This is a genomic window from Alteromonas gracilis (assembly GCF_043642145.1).
GTDB classification, from domain to species: Bacteria; Pseudomonadota; Gammaproteobacteria; order Enterobacterales; family Alteromonadaceae; genus Alteromonas; species Alteromonas gracilis_B.
Genome location: NZ_JBHZRZ010000001.1, coordinates 67,033 through 85,886, shown reverse-complemented (window position 1 = coordinate 85,886; position 18,854 = coordinate 67,033). Strand labels below are relative to the sequence as shown.

The window sequence follows — 18,854 nt, the reverse complement described above, 5'->3', positions numbered from 1 at the left end:
GCGTTTGTTGCGTTTAGAAATTACCAAATGTTCCGTTAGGCAAACACTTATATTAAAACGGCAAAGGGCCAATATATTAAGATATTGGCCCTTTTTTTGTTTAGTGTACCTCGTTGCGCGTTGGCGTTATCATATACCTCAATAAACGAACAAGAATTTTACTGAGGTTTTGTGCTTAGTTATCAACACGCTTTTCATGCGGGTAACCATGCTGATGTTATTAAACATTTGTGCTGGATTGGTGTAATCAACTCACTTAAGAAAAAAGATAAACCCTTTACGCTTTTTGACACGCATGCAGGGGCAGGCTCCTACGATTTGACTGACGCTATGTCAGCTAAAAACAAAGAATACGAGACTGGCATCTCCCGCCTCGCAACTAAAGACACCGAAGCATCAAAAAATAATGCGCCACCGCTACCTAGCTTGTTAGATGAATACTTGTCTTTGTGTGAACCCTTTTTAGCTCAAAAGCAATACCCAGGTTCGCCCGCAATAAGTGTTAAAGCAAAACGCGACTATGATAACTTGCACTTAATGGAGCTTCATCCAGCCGAGTTTGATAAGTTAGAAACAAACGTTGCACGGTTGCGCGAACAAAATACTCATGTACACAAAAGAGATGGCTATGAAGGGCTTCGCGCGCTTACTCCCCCAAAACCTAATCGTGGCGCTATTCTGATTGACCCACCTTATGAGCGCGTGAATGAGTATAGCGATGTTGTAAAAGGGGTTGAGCAGGTTTTGAAACGCTGGCAGCAAGCACAAATTGTTGTGTGGTATCCACTGTTGTCAGAACGTGCAGGCGCTAAACACGGTGCAAGTGAAGCTATGTGCGATAAACTGGCCGAATTAGGTAAGCCTTGTTTTAATGCACAAATTTGCATCGCAGAAAACACCCCTGATGCTGGAATGTACGGCTCTGGTGTTTTTGTTTTAAACCCACCATGGCAATTAGATACCCAGCTAGACGTTGCGTTAATAAATGTTGTGTCACAGCTAGGCAAAAATGAAATGGGGTATAACGCAAAAGCGAACCTAACATGGGTTAACGAAGACAATTAATGGTCGTGCGTGCCGATAATCGTTAAAGCACTGCTGCAGTTAATTGTGACAATGCAACCTCAGAAGCTTGAAAAAACATAATGACTCAACTCAAAGGCCTCAGACATTTCTATATACCCGATGAGCAGTCGATATATCTGCTGTCTCATGCGGACGCAAAGAAGCTAAAAGACTGGGTGAATTTGTGTATATCTCAGTTAGAAAGTTTAGGCTACAACGAAATAGAACTGCTAGGTAAAGGGGCATTCGGATTTGCGTTTGCTGGAAATGCACCTAATGGTGAGTCAAGAGTGTTTAAATTTTCTCGCATAACGTTACCACAGCATGTTCAGGACAGGTTAGAAGAAGAAGCGTTCATGCTTTCTCACGTCAATCACGAGTTTGTTCCTCGGTTCATTGAATATCAACAAATACGCAAACAGTCGATTTTGGTTATGGGCCGCGCGCCGGGTGAAGATTTAGAAAAAGTTAGTCTTAAAACAGGCCCTTTATCGCCGAGAGCAATTGTGAAAATAGCTGTTCAGGTTGGAGAGCTATTATCAAGCTTTCGTCAGTACAGTGAAAACGGCGAAATAAAGCCAATTGTGCATGGAGATATAAAACCTTCCAACTTAGTGTGGGATGAAGCTAATGAAACAGTCGGGTTAATAGACTGGGGCTCTTCAGTATTTGCCCAAACTGACATATCGGGACAATATGTCGGTAACAATGTTATGGACTTGATGTCAGGTGAGTTACATCAGACAAACGCTCGTCTTGGTGATGTTTATTTTATTGGTGAAGAGCAATTAAACGGCGCATTATCAAGCCCGCGCTTTGATGAACAAGGCTTGGCAAGCACACTTTACGCCTTGGCATCTGGGCAGTCGTGCCGTTACGGAAGTAAGGTAATTACACCATCGTCACTCGGACTACCAAAGATGCTCGCTAATATTTTAGAGTATATGCTGAGTGAAGACCCGGTTAAAAGAAGGCAAGGAGGAGACTATCTCTTTAATCACCTTCACGTTTTGAGAAATATGGTGTTCACTCACGATACTCCCATTCAATATACACCACTCATCCCAACATGGCTTACCCACACTCATGCAGATATTGAGACTGTTGTTTACAGTTCACGGAAATCTTATTTACGACAACAGGCTAGATTATCTGACACGTTAGATGAAAAAGATGTGGCAGAAGAATTACGCTATATCGATGATGCGCAATTTGACCGCTACTATAAAAATTATTTACAAGGTATGGGCGATACTGAAAAAGCTTTCGTTTCTGCTATTAGTAGGCTTGGAAGATACCCGGTTGTTGGGGGAATGGCGGTCCGTTGGGAGCCGGAGGGTATTTATGTTGACTCTAGTTTAAACCTGTATGATGAAACGCTTAAAGTCGCATTTGAACTAGCCGTGAATAACGTAATTAACTTGGCAAGAGCAATACATAAACCCGCAGTATTCAAATGCTGTATGTTCAATGCTAAGAATACGCTTCATATTGAACGTGAAAATGAAGAGATGGAATTTGTCGCGACCGATGGTGTGTTTATTCCTTATGAGCTTTCGCGTGTATCTGCGCAAAAAGATGAGAGTCGCACACACTCTTATTTTGAAGATGGAGATGACCCAGACGAGCTATTAAAATTGCCGCAAGAAATTATTGACACAATTATTCAACTTAATTCAATACATCATACCGGCTGTATTATTTTTGAAGCGCTCCCCACACACTTAAAAATTCACAATTACTATACCTTGCTCGATCACAGTCTAGAAGAGCGCTTTAAAGCGTTATTAGCAAGACTAGTTGAACAAATACCTAAGATAAAAGGGCTAGGCATTTCAGGCTTTATGAAGTTACCCTATAAAGACACGCGTTTTTTTGAGCATAAAGCAAAATTGCCAGAGAAGTACTACCCGCGTAACCCAAAAGCAGTTATTGAAGAGAAAGAACAGTATGTCTGAGATTAAATTATCATCACTATTTGAACTTGAAACAGTGGAAGCTGGCATTTATCGAGGACAAAGCTGGGACTTAGGCTTTCGAGCTCTATTCGGCGGTCAAGTTTTAGGCCAAGCTTTAGCCGCCGCTTATGAAACAGTAGACAAAGATAGAGTAGCGCATTCATTTCACACTTACTTTTTGCTACCGGGCGATGCAAAAAAGCCTGTGGTGTACGACGTTGAAATAGTTCGAGACGGCAGAAGTTTCTCTGCGCGTCGGGTAAAAGCTATTCAAGACGGCAGAAACATTTTTTATATGACAGCGTCTTTCCAAGTACCACAGGATGGCATGGAACATCAGAACCCAACTATGCCCGATGTGCCCCCACCAGAAGACGTGCAATCTGACATAGATTTCTATCAGGAACATTTTGATAAAATAGCAAAACCAATGCGAGAAGCATTGAGCTACCACAAGCCTGTAGATATTCGCACCGTTGATGCGGCCAACTCTTATCAACCTTACAAGCGTGAACCTACTCGATATATATGGATGAAAGCGCGTGATACGTTAGATGCATCGCTTTCTGTGCAACAGGCTGCGCTTGCCTATGCGTCAGATTATCATTTTCTTAGTACGTCTCTACAACCACACGGCGTTGCTGTGACCGATAAGTCGCTGCGAATAGCAACCATCGATCACGCAATGTGGTTCCACCGCCCAATAAACATGAATGAATGGTTGCTGTATGCTATGGAAAGCCCTTTTAGTGGTGGTTCGAGAGGCCTAGTTCGAGGTCAAATTTTCAATCAAAACGGCGAACTTGTCGCATCGACAATGCAAGAAGGCTTAATGAGAAAAGTAGAAGAATAAGGAGAGGAGTATGCGCTACAGTTTAGGCGCTAAAGTGCCACATATTCACGATAGTGTTTTTATTGCGCCAGGCGCACACGTTATTGGCAACACAGAACTTAAAGCTGGTGCCAGTGTTTGGTTTAACGCCGTTATTCGCGGCGATATGGACAAAATAACCATAGGAGAGAACTCTAATATCCAAGATGGCAGTGTATTGCACACCGATGCTGGTATTCCTTTAACGCTTGGAACCGGTGTGACTGTTGGGCACAAAGTTATGCTGCACGGCTGTGAAATAGGTGACTACTCGTTGGTAGGTATTAATGCAGTAGTTCTCAATGGCGCCAAAATTGGAAAATACTGCATCATTGGTGCTAACGCACTTGTCACGGAAAATATGGAAATACCCGATTACAGTATGGTTGTTGGCTCGCCAGGGAAGGTGATTAGAACCCTCGATAAAAATGTTGAGCCAAAACTGAAAGCATCAGCAAACCACTACGTAGAAAATGGCAAAGCGTATAAGTCGTCGCTTCAAGTGATTCGTGAGTAGGGCGCACTCATTAAGCCATGATTTTCGACTGCCCATAAAAAATGCCCAGAACATGCGTTCCGGGCCTAGGGGAATGGCTCATTGCTGAGCCGTGCGCTAACTTTTACAGGGAGAGTTTAAGTAAAATCTATCAAACGGACAATGATTATAGAATACATTTGTACAATTTATAAACAGTTTCTGTGTGAATTTTATCTTACACTCAAAATTCTAATTAAATTGTAGAACTAATTCGTTAGTTATCAATAAACTAAGAACTGGTCGGATGTGATAACTTTTAAGGGCATATTTGTGCAGAGCATATCCACCATTTGATCACATTTTATCCACCGCACTACATTTCACCAAATATACAATTTCAATAATATTCAAAGACGCTTTCATTCATATTATTTATGTTGAAAACAGACTGTTGTGCCTTTTTCGTATCCTTGTAGTATGTCGATGCATATCATGCCTAATACGCGTGATGATGATTATAACAATAGCCCTTACATTGATACGAGGATGGATTATGCAATCGTTTTCTACTTTTATTCCCCCTGAACGCACCTTAATGGGTCCAGGACCATCCGATGTTAACCCAAGAATACTAAACGCCATGGCGAGGCCTACGCTGGGCCACCTTGACCCTCTGTTCATTGACTTGATGGACAATACGAAGCAACTTTTACAATACGCGTTTAGAACCGAGAACGCGCTCACCATGCCGATTTCGGCGCCAGGCTCAGCGGGCATGGAAGCTTGCTTTGTAAATCTTGTAGAACCGGGTGACAAAGTACTTGTTTGCATAAACGGTGTATTTGGTATGCGCATGGTTGAAAATGTAGAACGTTGCGGCGGTGAAGCAGTAACCATCAATAATACATGGGGGGAGCAGACCGACCTTAATGCAGTGGAAGATGCCCTTAAGGCCAACCCAGAGATTAAGATACTTGCCTTTGTGCATGCAGAAACGTCAACGGGCGTTCGTAATGAAGCCAAAGCCCTTTGCGAATTGGCCAAGAAATACGATTGTTTGAGCATTGTTGATGCAGTTACGTCGCTAGGTGGCATTGAGTTGGATGTTGATGGTTGGGGAATTGATGCTATCTATTCAGGTTCGCAAAAATGCTTAAGTTGTGTACCTGGCATTTCGCCCGTTTCATTTAGCGACAAAGCAGTAAGCGTTATTCAAAATCGAAAAACAAAAGTACAAAGCTGGTTTTTAGACATGAATTTAATTGTTGGCTATTGGGGCCAGGGAGCCAAACGCGCTTATCATCATACCGCACCAGTTAACAGCATGTATGCGATGTACGAAGCGCTTCTTATTTTAAAAGAAGAGGGCTTGGAAAATGCGTGGGCACGTCATGCTCAAGGCCATGAGAAACTTGCACAAGGTTTACAAGAACTTGGGCTAGAACTCACCGTAGACGGCTCATATCGCTTGCCGCAGCTTAATGTCGTGAAAATTCCCCAAGGCGTAGATGACGCGGCAGTACGAAAACAGCTACTTGAAGATTTCAATCTGGAGATTGGCGCTGGATTGGGAGAGCACGCTGGCAAAGTGTGGCGTATAGGTTTAATGGGCTATGCGTGTAAACCACGTAACATTGATCACTGCCTTGCAGCGCTGCGTGCAGTGTTAAAATAGGAAGTAGCTAAAGCTCATTTGAGTGAATTGGTTTATTCATGTGTTAGCCAGTTCTCAACTCTCCCTCATACAGCAACGATGAGGGGGAGCACTTTGACTCTTTTTCATTTTCATCGCTGCCTCAAAGCACATTTCCACATCGAGCTTGCCTCAAAATTACTGGATTTCACCGACACTACGACAGTAGCGCCGTGCGTTCAATGTTAGAGTAAAAGCATTGTGTATATTCATAAATTATTCAGTTATATACGTCTATTCTTGATATAACGTTATTTAAGAATGCCATTAATAAGGAAACCCTATGAATTGGTTTACACGTACTAAAAAAGCTTTATCCAGAAGCAGCCTTTTAGTTTCAGTCGGTATTGCTTTGTCCGCGCCATGGTTATCTGTGCAAGCAGCACAAGAGGCAGTGATAAATGTGCAAGGTGTGGGCGCTGTTGAAGTAACACCCAATGCATATTCAGTCACGCTCGTCGTTGAGGAAGAGGGAGATACTGTCGGAAAACTCAATACACAACTTGATTCAGATTTACGCTCTGTTGTTAAGTTTTTGCTTAATCAAGGTTTAGAAGAAAAGCACATACAAAGTATGCAAGTGCGATTACAGCCGCGCTACGTTAATACCCCGCAAGGCCGTCAGCAACAAGGCTTTACGCTTTCGCGTGACATTTCCATTACGTCAACCGACCTAGATAGTTTCGACAAAGTACTCGATGGCGTTTTAAAGCGTGGCGTCGACCGAATACAGCAGTTTAACTTTATTTCTCTTAGCGAAGGCAGCGCTTATCAACAAGCGTTAGTTGCTGCGGTTAAAGATGCAAAGCAACGTGCACAGTTATTAGCTAAAGAATTACAGATAGAAGTAGGGGAAGTTGTTGCAATATCTGAAACTGGTGGCAATATGCCGATTCCAGTAATGCGCGCAGAGGCCTTTTCCAAAGACATGTCAATGTCTCTTCCCGGACAAGAGCGTGTAGAAGCGCGAATTAATGTTTCATTTAAAATTGTTCAATAGCAGGATATTCGTTTGAAAGAACAACAGTACGTTCAGTTAATCAGCCAAGCCAAAAGCTTGGTTTCTGGCGAACATGACCTTATTGCCAATATGGCAAATATCAGTGCACTTTTATTCAACCATTTAGAAGAGGTGAACTGGGCAGGCTTTTATTTGTTTAAAGAAGACCAGTTAGTGCTTGGTCCTTTTCAAGGTCAACCCGCATGCATCCGAATTCCACTAGGAAAGGGTGTATGTGGAACCAGTGCAAGCACTAGAACAGTTCAGCGCATAGCAGATGTTCATCAGTTTGAAGGTCACATTGCTTGTGACGCTGCATCGAATTCTGAGATCGTTATTCCTCTTGTACTTGATGATAAACTTGTTGGTGTACTTGATATCGACAGTCCTGCGTTTGAACGTTTCACCGAAGATGACGAAAAAGGGCTTGTGGAAATTGCACAAATTCTTATGGATTCACAGAAATAATTATGAAATCCAGTGTTGATATTCACGTTGTTTTATCTACGTTTGAAGATATGGAAGACTTTCACGATGACCCAGATGAGGCGTCTGAACGTTTAAACTTTATTCTTCATGCTGTTTACGACAACGCTGAGGAAGATATAGAAACACAGCGATTAGAGCAAATTTTGCACTACGCATGGGAATCTTGGCAACAAGATAAGCATTTATTAGAAATAGATGACGACGAATTGCTTGATTGGGTTGACCACACGCTGGCAACTTGGGATGATGCAAGTAACGATGAAATCTCCTGAATAATTTAGAAAGTTAATGGAATCACCAGAGAAGTTTAATAACAGTAAGGAAGTAATAGCTTTCCTTGCAGAGACCTTTCCGAAATGCTTTAGCATTGAAGGCGAGGCCCGCCCACTTAAGATCGGCATTTTTCAAGATCTTGCCGAACGATTAGAAGAAGAAGAACGCGTAAGTAAAACACTGCTACGCTCAACGCTTCGTCATTACACTAACAGTTGGCGCTATCTTTATAGCATCAAAGAAGGTGCTAATCGCGTTGATTTAGATGGCGTTGAAGGCGAAGCCATCGAAAAAGAACATGCTGATCATGCGCAGCAGCAGCTAGAGGAAAGCAAGGCAAAAGCGGCAGAAAAACGCAAAGCTAAGCTCGCCCAACAGCCAAAGCGTAAAGATAAGCGTCAATTTAATCGTCCAAAAGGTGAAAAATCTGCAAATTCGGACCATGCTGAAACAAAGCGCGGAACTAAACCGAAAAATAGCAGACCAAACAATACACCGCCTGCAAAATTGACAGACAGCGATTTACAGCAAGGTACGTTGGTTACCGTTAAGTTAGGTAAAGCACCTATGCCAGCAGTAATTACCGAAGTTGCTAAAGATGGCGTTCACGTTCAATTAGACTCAGGCATGGTAGTTAAAGTAAACGCAGACGCTTTACGTTTGGCACGCTCCAAGAGGTCGTAAATATGAAAGACATCCTTCGAATTTCCATCGCCAGTGCTTTTCTTACCGTTGGGGTAGGAGCAGGCGCAGTTACGTCAACACCTGAAGTAGACGAGCTTCCAATTTTACAGCAGGAATCTCAGCACAGTGTGGCAGCAAAGCGAGTAAGTGCGCTCTTTACAAGAGCACATTACAAGGAAATATCGTTGGATGATGTGCTTTCGGCCAGAGTTTACCAGCGCTTTATCGAATCATTAGATCATAATAAGCAAGTATTGCTGCTATCTGATGTGGTAGGTTTTGAGAAATATAGAACCTTGTTCGATGACGCGTTGAGTAAAGGTAACTTGTCTGTTGCTTATGATATGTACAACGTAAGTGCTAAACGCCGCGTTGAACGCTATGAGTTTGCGTTGGAACTGTTAGACAAAGGGCCGTTCGACTTTGAAAAAGAAGGAGATAAGTTCTTTTATGATAGAGAAGACGCCAAATGGCCTGCAAACAAAGCCGAGTTAGACGAAATCTGGCGTCAACGCGTTAAATACGACGCACTAAATCTGATTCTTGCTGACAAAACGTGGGAAGAAGCAAAAGAGCTTCTTACCAAGCGGTATACTCGTGCTATTAAACGCACGAAGCAAGCGAAAAGCGAAGATGTTTTCCAAACCGCGATGAACGCTTTTGCAAGAACCATCGAAGCACACACCAGTTATTTGTCACCGCGAAACGCTGAGCGCTTTCAAATGGACATGAATTTGTCATTTGAAGGGATCGGCGCGGTACTACAGAGTGAAGATGACTACACAATTATTAAAAGTGTAGTACCTGGTGGCCCGGCAGATGAATCAGGCGCTATCAAGCCTGAAGATAAGATTGTTGGTGTTGCGCAAGACGATGAAGAATTCGTTGATGTCATTGGTTGGCGATTAGACGAAGTAGTTGAACTTATTAAAGGCCCTAAAGGAAGCACCGTTCGCCTTCAAGTTGAAAAAGGGGCAACCGACGCTAAAACCACATCAGTGGTGAGTTTAACTCGCGATAAGATTAAACTTGAAGATCGCGCTGCTAAATCTGAAATCTACGTTCCAGAAGCAGGGCCTCACGAAGGCCAGCCGCTAGGCGTTATTACGATTCCAAGCTTTTATAACAATTTAAGCATGGATGTGGCCAAAGAAATTGAGAGCCTAAAGTCTCAAAACGTAAAAGGCGTAATTGTAGATTTACGTGGCAACGGTGGTGGTTCACTTACTGAAGCAACGTTGCTAACGGGCTTGTTCATTGAAAAAGGCCCGGTTGTACAAATTCGTTATGGTCAAAGCAAGGTTAGCGTAAACCGCGATACTGACGGTGAAGTCGCTTACGATGGCCCGTTAACTGTTCTTGTAGACCGTTATAGCGCATCTGCTTCGGAAATTTTCGCAGCAGCTATGCAAGACTACAACCGAGCTCTGATTGTAGGTGAACAAACTTTCGGTAAAGGTACAGTTCAACAACACAGAGGCTTAGGTAAAATTTATGATCTTTACGATAATCCATTAGGTAGCGTTCAGTTTACCATTGCTAAGTTTTATCGTATCGATGGCGGAAGTACACAGCACAAAGGTGTTATACCTGATATTCTTTACCCATCAGCCATAGAGCCAGCAGAGTGGGGCGAGAGCCAAGCGGAGAATGCTCTACCTTGGGATAGCATTAATCGTGCTAATTACACCACATTTGCTGACGGAACGGCGGCATTAGACGTTCTTACAGCGAAGCACAATAAACGAATTCTACAAGATGCTGAGTTTTCTTATATTTACGACGATATTAAAGAATATAAAGAGAACAAAGATAAGAACTACATCTCATTGGTGAAGTCTGTGCGTGAAGCAGAGAAAAAAGAGGCGGAAGAAAAGTCGCTTGCTCGTGCTAACGAACGTTTACAGCGAATGGGAATGGAAACAGTCGCAACATTGGACGACCTACCTGAAGATATGGAAGAATTAGATCCATTCTTGGATGAGGCTGCCAACATAACTTTCGATATGATCGAAACAGGCCGTTACGCTATCACAAGAAATTAAGTGATTAGAAGAAAGGGCTGGTCTAGGGCCAGCCCTTTTTTTGTGTCTATAAATTATTAAAACAATAATAAAGGGAAACTTTATGGCTATCAGAGGCGAATTTTCCTCTCGAATAGGGTTCGTGCTAGCAGCCGCTGGCTCAGCAGTCGGACTTGGCAATATCTGGGGCTTTCCCACAAAAGTAGCTAGCAACGGTGGCGCCGCTTTTGTACTTGTCTATTTACTTCTTGCATTCGTCCTTGCTTACCCGGTATTAATGGCTGAACTAATAATAGGGCGCAGTTCACGTTCCAATATGGTCGATGCCTTAGGCAAGATATCAGGTAATTTCATTGGCAAAGCTACAGGTATCTGGGGCTGTATCACAGTGTCTCTTATTCTTGCCTTCTATGCCATTGTAGGCGGATGGATGCTGGTTTACTTCGCAGATGCAGCAGTAAACTTGGTTGGCTTAACGGCCGCTAGCGATTGGTTACTTACTTCATCGGTTACGCGTAACGTTATTTTTTGCTTTTTATTCATGGGTTTAACAGCGTTCATCGTTGTTGGTGGTGTGAAGTCGGGAATTGAAAAGTGGTCGGTACGACTTATGCCAACGTTAGTTATTCTTATCCTTGCGTTGATTGTATATGTAAGCCTACAACCAGGTGCGGTAGAAGGCTGGTCAGCGTACTTGGTACCTGATTTCTCACGTGTCTTAGATCCAGACTTACTGATTAATGCAATGGGCCAAGCATTTTTCTCTATGTCGCTAGGTGTAGGTACTATGCTCGTTTACGGCTCGTACCTAAGCAAAAAAGAAAACCTTCCAAGCATCGGCGCTTCGGTCGCTTTAGTCGATATTGGCGTAGCGGTTATAGCCGGTATGTTAATTATTCCTGCAATGTATGTTGCACTTAACAACGGTGTTGAAATTTTCACACCAGAGGGCGCGTTAATTCAGGGCGATACTCTTATATTCAAAGTACTGCCAGCGCTGTTCGATACTATTGGGACGGTCGGGCTATTCGTGGCATTCACGTTCTTCGCGCTCATGGCAATTGCAGCGGTGACATCTTCTATCTCAATGTTAGAAGTACCCGTTGCATTTATGGTTGAAAGCAAAGGGCTTGAACGCAAGAAAGCCGTGCTGTTAATGGCCTCAATAATCTTTATCTTAAGCTGTACGATTATTCTAAACTTTGAAACGCTGTTTGGTTTAGTGATTAAGGTAACTACAGAGTACAGCCAGCCATTACTAGGGTTTGCTTTGTGTATCTTTGCAGGTTGGGTTTGGCGAAGAGATGCAATTCTTGAAGAACTAAAACAAGGTGATGAGTTTGCTGAGCACAGTATCTTCTGGAAAATTTGGCCTTGGTACGTCCGTTTTGTTTGCCCAGTCATCATTGCTTTGATGTTCTATCGTTCGGTGTTTTAACGCATAGTGTTATTACACTTCATTTCTTTATATACAGAATTACAAAAACAGCTCGCATAACGCGTTATAAATACAATAATAAGGTTTAAAAAAACGACAATGACGAATAACGAAACAAAAACGCCGTCACTACTCGATGCGCTTTTTCCTATTGTTGCGCTTGTCATAATGATGGGAAGCGCTGTTTATCTGTTTGCAGATAACTCATCTTACGGGCCTAACCAAATAGCGCTACTTTTAGCCATGAGTTTAGCTGCAATCATTGGTATGAAGAATGGTTACAGCTGGAAAACTATCGAAAAGGGTATTGTTGATGGCATATCAATGTCACTTGGTGCATGCTTAATTTTGTTAGCGGTAGGTTCTTTAATAGGCACCTGGATGTTAGCAGGTACTGTTCCCACACTAATCTACTTTGGTTTAGAACTGCTAAACCCTTCATTTTTCTACGCAGCTGCTTGTCTTATCTGTGCCGTGGTAGCAATGAGCATAGGTAGTTCGTGGACTACCGCAGCTACTGTCGGTGTGGCATTAATGGGCGTGTCGGCCGGCATGGAGATGTCTGCTGCTATCACCGCAGGTGCAGTGGTCTCTGGCGCGTATTTCGGTGATAAAATTTCCCCCCTGTCAGAAACGACTAACCTAGCGCCAGCCGTTGCGGGCACAGACCTGTTTGAGCATATCCGTTACATGCTGTGGACCACTATCCCAAGCTTTGTTATAGCCTTAATTCTTTTCACAGTGCTTGGTTTCAGTGAAGTTGGTGAGGCCAAAGCTGAGCGCATTGAGCAAATGCAGATGCTTCTAAATGAGTCTTTTGATTTGGGATGGCACTTACTTATTCCATTGGTAATTCTGCTTACGCTTGCTATTAAAAAAATGCCAGCATTTCCTGCTGTATTCATTGGTGCGTTATTAGGCGGCGTTTGGGCTGTGGTATTCCAGTGGGACGTAGTTACTGCGATGGCGAGTAGCGATGATTCCGTTAATATTGGCGCACTTAAAGTAGTGTGGACTGCCTTGTTTGATGGCGTTAGCTTCTCTACTCCTGATGAAAACCTAAACAGCTTACTCTCTCGTGGCGGAATGTCTTCAATGCTTAACACCATATGGTTAATCATCTGTGCAATGTCGTTTGGCGCGGTGCTTGAGCGCGTTGGTCTATTGAAGCGTGCTGTTTCTGCTATCTTAATAGGCGCTAAATCTGCCGGTGACATGGTTAGTCGAACCATTCTTACGTGTTTGGGCACTAACTTAGTAACAGCAGACCAATACATCTCTATCGTTATGCCTGGTCGTATGTACAAAGAAGAGTACAAAAAACGAGGTCTAGATCAGCTGAACTTATCACGCAGCCTCGAAGATGGCGGTACGCTTACTTCGCCACTAATTCCGTGGAACACGTGCGGCGCTTACATGCATAGTGTGTTGCTAGTTAATCCATTCGATTATGTGTTTTACGCATTCTTTAATGTACTTAACCCGATCCTAGCCGTTGTCTACGCGTACTTAGGTATTAAGATATTGCGCATTACGCCACCAACGGTTGAAGTAAGCAGCAAAGGCTAAGTTTAAATAAACGTTTCAATTCAATTCACGTAGGCTTTCTTTTAGGAGGATCTATGTCAGTTAAAGCTAAGCGCCGGGCGGACTATCAACCGCCCGCTTTCTCGATAGCGACAGTTGACCTACACATCACGCTTCACCCGACACAAACAAAGGTTGTAAGCAAATTAGCCGTAAAACGAAACGGTGTTCATACACAAGCTTTGATACTAGACGGTGATAATTTAATTCTCGATGCCGTTGCCATAAATGGCGAACCTTTACCTCCAAGTTTATATTCAGTAGATGAAAGTACGCTTAGCGTAAATACTGAACTTGAACAATTCGAGTTGGAAATTTCCACAACAACTGCACCCGAGCAAAATAAAGCGCTTGAAGGGCTTTATCTTTCTGGAGGAGCATATTGTACCCAGTGTGAAGCCGAAGGCTTCCGTCGAATTACGTATTTTATGGATAGGCCGGATGTTCTGTCTGTATACACTGTTACCGTCGTTGCCGATAAGTCAATTCCTATGCTACTTGCCAATGGCAATCCGGTAGACAAAGGGGATATTGATGCAAAAATGCACTTTGTGAAATGGCACGATCCCCACCCAAAACCGTGCTATTTATTTGCTTTAGTTGCAGGGGACTTCGACCTTCTCACCGATACTTATACTACAACGAGCGGAAAAGAAGTTGCGCTTGAACTTTACGTTGATAAGGGTAAAAAATCTCAGGGCATCTTTGCATTAGAGTCACTTAAACGCGCAATGAAGTGGGATGAGGATGTATTTGGCCTTGAATACGATTTAGACATCTACATGATAGTTGCCGTAGACTTCTTCAACATGGGAGCGATGGAGAATAAAGGCCTTAATGTCTTTAACAGTAAATTTGTTTTAGCCGACCAGAAAAGCGCGACGGACGATGACTTTTTTAACGTTGAGTCTGTAATTGCTCATGAGTATTTTCACAACTGGACGGGAAACAGAGTTACTTGTAGAGACTGGTTCCAGCTAAGCCTAAAAGAAGGATTAACTGTATTTAGAGACCAGCAATTTAGCGCAGACATGACTTCAGCATTAAGCAATCGAATAAAACATGTTCGTGTAATGCGTGAGCATCAGTTTGCTGAAGATGCTAGCGCAATGAGTCATCCGATACGTCCCGAAGAAGTCATTGAAATGAACAACTTCTATACGGTAACGGTTTACGACAAAGGTGCTGAAGTGATCCGTATGTTCCATACCCTTCTTGGGCCCCAAGGCTTCAGACGCGGCATGGATGAATACTTTAAACGTCACGACGGCCAAGCGGTGACGTGCGATGACTTTATTTCCGCAATGCAGTCGGCAACAGATTTAGACTTGACTCAGTTTGCGCGCTGGTACAGTCAATCTGGAACCCCCGTAATAAAAGTGAATCACAGCACTAAGACTTCAGAAAGCGGAGAGGTACTTAACGTTTTCACCCTTTCACAACATACACCAGCAACGTCTGATCAAAGCGAAAAGCAACCTTTGTACATACCTGTTAATATCGAAATTATTGATGACAAAGGCAATGTATACAGCGACAACGAATCAGTAATTAACGATGGTATGGTTATACTGAAAGAAACCAGCGTCAGCTTCACTGTTAGTGCAGGTGACGCCAAGCTAACACCTGTCGTTTTAGGCAATTTCTCTGCGCCCGCAAAAGTAGATAATCCATTAGATACGGCTTCTTTACTGACTATCTTCAAATATGCCAAGGATCCATTTAATCGTTGGGACGCAATGCAAACGCTTTACGACCGCTGCATTAAGCAAATTGAAGAGGCACCTGGCTCAGGGGTGAGTAATGAGATTTGGCAAGGTATTAAACAAGCCATAGCACAAGAACAAAGTAACCTTGAACTTTTAGGTGAGTGTCTTGTTATACCTTCGTTTGAAACATTGTGCCAAAACCGAAACAATATCGATGTATCGGCCCTTTCAAAAGCGAGAAAAGCGTTTTGCGATCAGTTCGCACACGCGCTAGAACTCGAATTGCTTGGTGTATTTGATAACATTGAAAGAAACGCTTACACCTACACGCAAAACGCCGTAAATCAACGCCGATGTAAAAACGTGGTGCTAACACACTTAGCAAGGCTTCCACAATATGAAGAGCGCGTCGTTTCGCAGTTCGATAACGCAGACAACATGACCGACACGTTAGGCGCTCTGAGAAGCGCTCAGTATAGCACTCAATCTACCTTTGATAGTTTAATGGCTAGATTTGAAGAAACGTGGAATCACGACCCGCTGGTGTTAGACAAATGGTTTGCTTTACACGCCACGCAAAATCGTGATGATATTTTCGCAACCATTACTATGCTGTGTGAGCATCCACAATTTGCAATGAGTAACCCTAACCGTGTGCGTTCTGTAATTGGAAGTTTTGCTTTTTATAACAGTGAAAGGTTTCACGCACTTGATGGTAGCGGCTATAAATTTGTTACTGATTATTTACTTAAACTCGATGCAGTGAACCCTCAAGTAGCGGCACGTATTGTCACGCCATTAACTCAATGGCAAGGCTTTGCGAGTAAACATCAGGTACTAATGAAACAGCAGCTTGGACGCTTGTTGAATCATAAAGGGCTAAGTAAAGACGTGTTTGAGAAAGTAAGTAAAAGCCTTGCTTATGACAAGCATTAGCCCATCAGACTCGGTCTTTTACTTTTCAATTAATGCATCTTACAGTCAATGTGAGGTGCTTTACGCTCCTTCAAAGCCTGACGTCGTCATGGTGAGTGAGTCAGGGCTTAGTGTACAAGTACCCACTAATAGGCTGCGTCAGTTTGTCACTTCAAATGGTATTAAAGGGCGTTTCAGAATGATTGTTAACGCTGACAAAAAGATAAAATCTTTTGAAAAGGTAGGGTGAACACACAAAGTAACGTTTACATTTGAATTAACGGGTTTTACGCCTTATTTTTCACAATGTTCTCTTGTGAATTTTCTATCTCAGCTTGCCTACATTTGTCAAATTAGCTACCCAGCTTCTTCAAGCCTAAAATTGCGATTATTTTGCACAAATTATCTGCAACGTTATAAATGCTTTTTATACTCACAATAAATCTTTAACTATTTGATACGATTAACGTTGTAAATTTTGTTAACTGGTAGGATTAGTTCTTGCGGTTATGGCAAAATGATGTAATGATTTTGTTAATCGTTATGGTTGGTCATGATGTCACGCATTAAGTCACATCGACTTGGGAGTATAAAAATATGAAAAATGGGCCTAGCGCTTTTAAAATCTCACCGATAGCAGCAGGGGTATTATCACTGCTCGGTGCAGCTGCAGTACCTGCTCACGCAGCAAATTGGCAAGTTGGTGATGTAAGTATTACTTTAGATTCTACATTTACATTAGCCACAAGTATTAGAACGGAAGCACGTGATTACGACCTCATTGGTAACAGTAATCACCCTCAATTTGACTGGAGCGGCTACCACGCGGCTTTCAATCCTTTATACCCAAGTGCAGATGTTTGGGCGTTGGCCGATGGCGGCTACTCGACGAATGGTGACTTGGGTAACCTTGCTCACGACCCGGGTAGTGCTTTTGCTACGCAATTATCTGGTACTCACGAACTCGATGTAAACTTTGGCGATTATGGCTTTTTCGCTCGCGGATTTTGGTTTTATGATTTTGAACAAATGGACGGTGATCGCCCATACTCAAATCCAATAACGGGCAACCAATACGATTTGTGCCAAGACCCAGAAGCAGAAGACTTACTATGTACTGACGTGCGTTTATACGATGCATTCTTCTACGGCGATTGGTGGTTAGGCGAAAAGCCGCTAACAGTGCGTATTGGTCGTCAAGTAATAAGCTGGGGTGAAAGTACATTTATCCAGCACGGTATCAATACAACTAACCCTGTTGACGTAACCCGTGCACGTGCACCGGGCGCCGAGTTACGTGAAGTTTTCTTACCTGTTGGTATGGTTTACGCTTCATTGGGTTTAACTGACACGGTAAGTGTTTCTGGTTACTACCAATATGAATGGCAAGAAAGTTGGTTGCCCGTTTCTGGTAGTTACTTTGCAGGGAACGATTTTGCAGGTGAGGGCGGTCAACGTCAAAATGTTCAATTAGGTTTCAGTGGTAACCCTGATATCGATCTAGATCATCTTCTAAGTGTGTTAAATCAATACGGTGATCTAATGGAAGCTGGCACGCCAGCTACAGACCTTATTGGTGCTTATGCTCTTTATGGTACAAAGGTCGCTGTTCGAGGCTTTTCTGATGCTGCGCATAATTATGCGGATGACCAAGGACAATACGGTTTGCGTTTGACCTGGTTTGCAGAAGAGTTAAACGAAACTGAATTCAGTTTCTATCACATTAATTATCACAGCCAACGTCCTCTGATCTCTGGTGTAACTTCAGATTTCACATTTGCAGGAATTTCACAAGACCTTGCTTATATTCAAAATAACGAAATTACGCGAGACAATATCACTGAACTAGGTGTATTTACTCAATCACAGTTTTTCTACCCTGAAGACATAAAGCTATATGGTATGAGCTTCAACACCAATATAGGTACAACAGCGTTTGCTGGTGAATTCGCTTACCGTGTAGACGAGCCTCTTCAAATAGATGATGTAGAACTTCTTTATATGGGCATGCCTGAGCAGCTAGCAAACTCAGATATACCTGATCTTAGACGTCCCGACCTACAGGGCATCTCACAGCTGAACAATATCGGCCGTACGGTTGGACCGGGTGAGACCGCTCAAGGTTTCGTTTTCACAGACACATGGCAGATGCAGTTTACAGCGTCACACGTTTTCGGTCCTAAATTTGGTACAGACAACTTCGTTCTTCTAGGTGAAGTAGGTTATGTGAATATCGTTGATATGCCAGACCCTGATGTTGTTCGCCTTAATGCACCAGGTACTGCGCGTACTCCTTCACTAGAGCCTATTAATGGCAACCCTCGCACGGGTCTACATCAGGGGCTATCAGACGGTCCAGAAACAAACCCATTTGCAACTGATGACGCGTGGGGTTATCGTTTACTTGCCGTAGCAGATTACAATTCAATTTTTGCGGGTATGAATTTACGTGTTCGCGGAACGTTTTCACACGATGTTGATGGTACAACGCCTGATCCATTGTTCCTTTTCACAGAGGATGTTAAGTCGGCAGCGCTTTCATTTACGTTTGATTATTTAAGTAAATTTGAAGCTACTGCGTCGTATAGTGCTTTCTGGGGGGGTATCGGTACTACCAATGCACTAGCTGACCGTGACTTCGTCTCGTTCAACATCCGATATGCAATCTAA

Annotated in this window: 15 protein-coding genes; all 15 read left to right on the top strand. The window is 42.9% G+C overall.

What is annotated here, in order from left to right:
* The first annotated feature begins 171 nt into the window (after positions 1-171).
* The 15 genes from ACHUFN_RS00390 to ACHUFN_RS00320 all read left to right on the top strand — a co-directional run bounded on the left by ACHUFN_RS00390 (position 172) and on the right by ACHUFN_RS00320 (position 18,854).
* Positions 172-1,065: a 23S rRNA (adenine(2030)-N(6))-methyltransferase RlmJ gene (locus ACHUFN_RS00390; RefSeq protein WP_394220281.1), complete on the top strand. Its 894-nt coding sequence runs from the start codon at positions 172-174 to the stop codon at positions 1,063-1,065.
* 80 nt (positions 1,066-1,145) lie between these two features.
* A complete protein-coding gene (locus ACHUFN_RS00385; protein ID WP_394220280.1) occupies positions 1,146-3,023 on the top strand; it encodes a protein kinase domain-containing protein in 1,878 nt (625 codons plus the stop codon).
* Positions 3,016-3,876, top strand: a complete 861-nt coding sequence (gene tesB / locus ACHUFN_RS00380; protein WP_394220278.1) for an acyl-CoA thioesterase II — start codon at positions 3,016-3,018, stop codon at positions 3,874-3,876. The genes ACHUFN_RS00385 and tesB overlap by 8 nt, the downstream gene beginning before the upstream one ends.
* A 10-nt stretch (positions 3,877-3,886) precedes the next feature.
* Positions 3,887-4,411: a gamma carbonic anhydrase family protein gene (locus tag ACHUFN_RS00375; RefSeq protein ID WP_394220277.1), complete on the top strand. Its 525-nt coding sequence runs from the start codon at positions 3,887-3,889 to the stop codon at positions 4,409-4,411.
* Positions 4,412-4,925: 514 nt separating this feature from the next.
* Positions 4,926-6,047: a pyridoxal-phosphate-dependent aminotransferase family protein gene (locus tag ACHUFN_RS00370; RefSeq protein WP_394220276.1), complete on the top strand. Its 1,122-nt coding sequence runs from the start codon at positions 4,926-4,928 to the stop codon at positions 6,045-6,047.
* A gap of 301 nt (positions 6,048-6,348) precedes the next feature.
* Entirely contained in the window at positions 6,349-7,065 is a 717-nt protein-coding gene (locus tag ACHUFN_RS00365; protein WP_394220275.1) for an SIMPL domain-containing protein, read from the top strand.
* Positions 7,066-7,077: 12 nt separating this feature from the next.
* Positions 7,078-7,533, top strand: a complete 456-nt coding sequence (locus ACHUFN_RS00360; protein WP_394220274.1) for a GAF domain-containing protein — start codon at positions 7,078-7,080, stop codon at positions 7,531-7,533.
* A gap of 2 nt (positions 7,534-7,535) precedes the next feature.
* Complete coding sequence (locus tag ACHUFN_RS00355) at positions 7,536-7,826, top strand: hypothetical protein (RefSeq protein WP_118494789.1); 291 nt, start codon at positions 7,536-7,538, stop codon at positions 7,824-7,826.
* A gap of 16 nt (positions 7,827-7,842) precedes the next feature.
* Positions 7,843-8,511: an RNA chaperone ProQ gene (proQ, locus tag ACHUFN_RS00350; protein WP_394220273.1), complete on the top strand. Its 669-nt coding sequence runs from the start codon at positions 7,843-7,845 to the stop codon at positions 8,509-8,511.
* Between the two features lie 2 nt (positions 8,512-8,513).
* Positions 8,514-10,556, top strand: coding sequence for a carboxy terminal-processing peptidase (prc, locus tag ACHUFN_RS00345; protein WP_394220272.1), 2,043 nt, complete (start codon positions 8,514-8,516; stop codon positions 10,554-10,556).
* Positions 10,557-10,638: 82 nt separating this feature from the next.
* Positions 10,639-11,973, top strand: a complete 1,335-nt coding sequence (locus tag ACHUFN_RS00340) for a sodium-dependent transporter (protein ID WP_394220270.1) — start codon at positions 10,639-10,641, stop codon at positions 11,971-11,973.
* 99 nt (positions 11,974-12,072) lie between these two features.
* Positions 12,073-13,542 (top strand): Na+/H+ antiporter NhaC, encoded by a 1,470-nt coding sequence (nhaC, locus tag ACHUFN_RS00335; RefSeq protein WP_394220269.1) that lies wholly within the window; start codon positions 12,073-12,075, stop codon positions 13,540-13,542.
* A gap of 53 nt (positions 13,543-13,595) precedes the next feature.
* Positions 13,596-16,205 carry an aminopeptidase N gene (gene pepN, locus ACHUFN_RS00330; RefSeq protein WP_394220268.1) on the top strand — a complete coding sequence of 870 codons (2,610 nt, stop codon included), beginning with the start codon at positions 13,596-13,598 and terminating at the stop codon, positions 16,203-16,205.
* Entirely contained in the window at positions 16,192-16,434 is a 243-nt protein-coding gene (locus tag ACHUFN_RS00325) for a DUF2835 family protein (protein WP_394220267.1), read from the top strand. Before pepN ends, ACHUFN_RS00325 begins: the two co-directional genes overlap by 14 nt.
* Positions 16,435-16,781: 347 nt before the next feature.
* On the top strand, positions 16,782-18,854 hold the full coding sequence (locus tag ACHUFN_RS00320) for a DUF1302 domain-containing protein (RefSeq protein WP_394220266.1): 2,073 nt from the start codon (positions 16,782-16,784) through the stop codon (positions 18,852-18,854).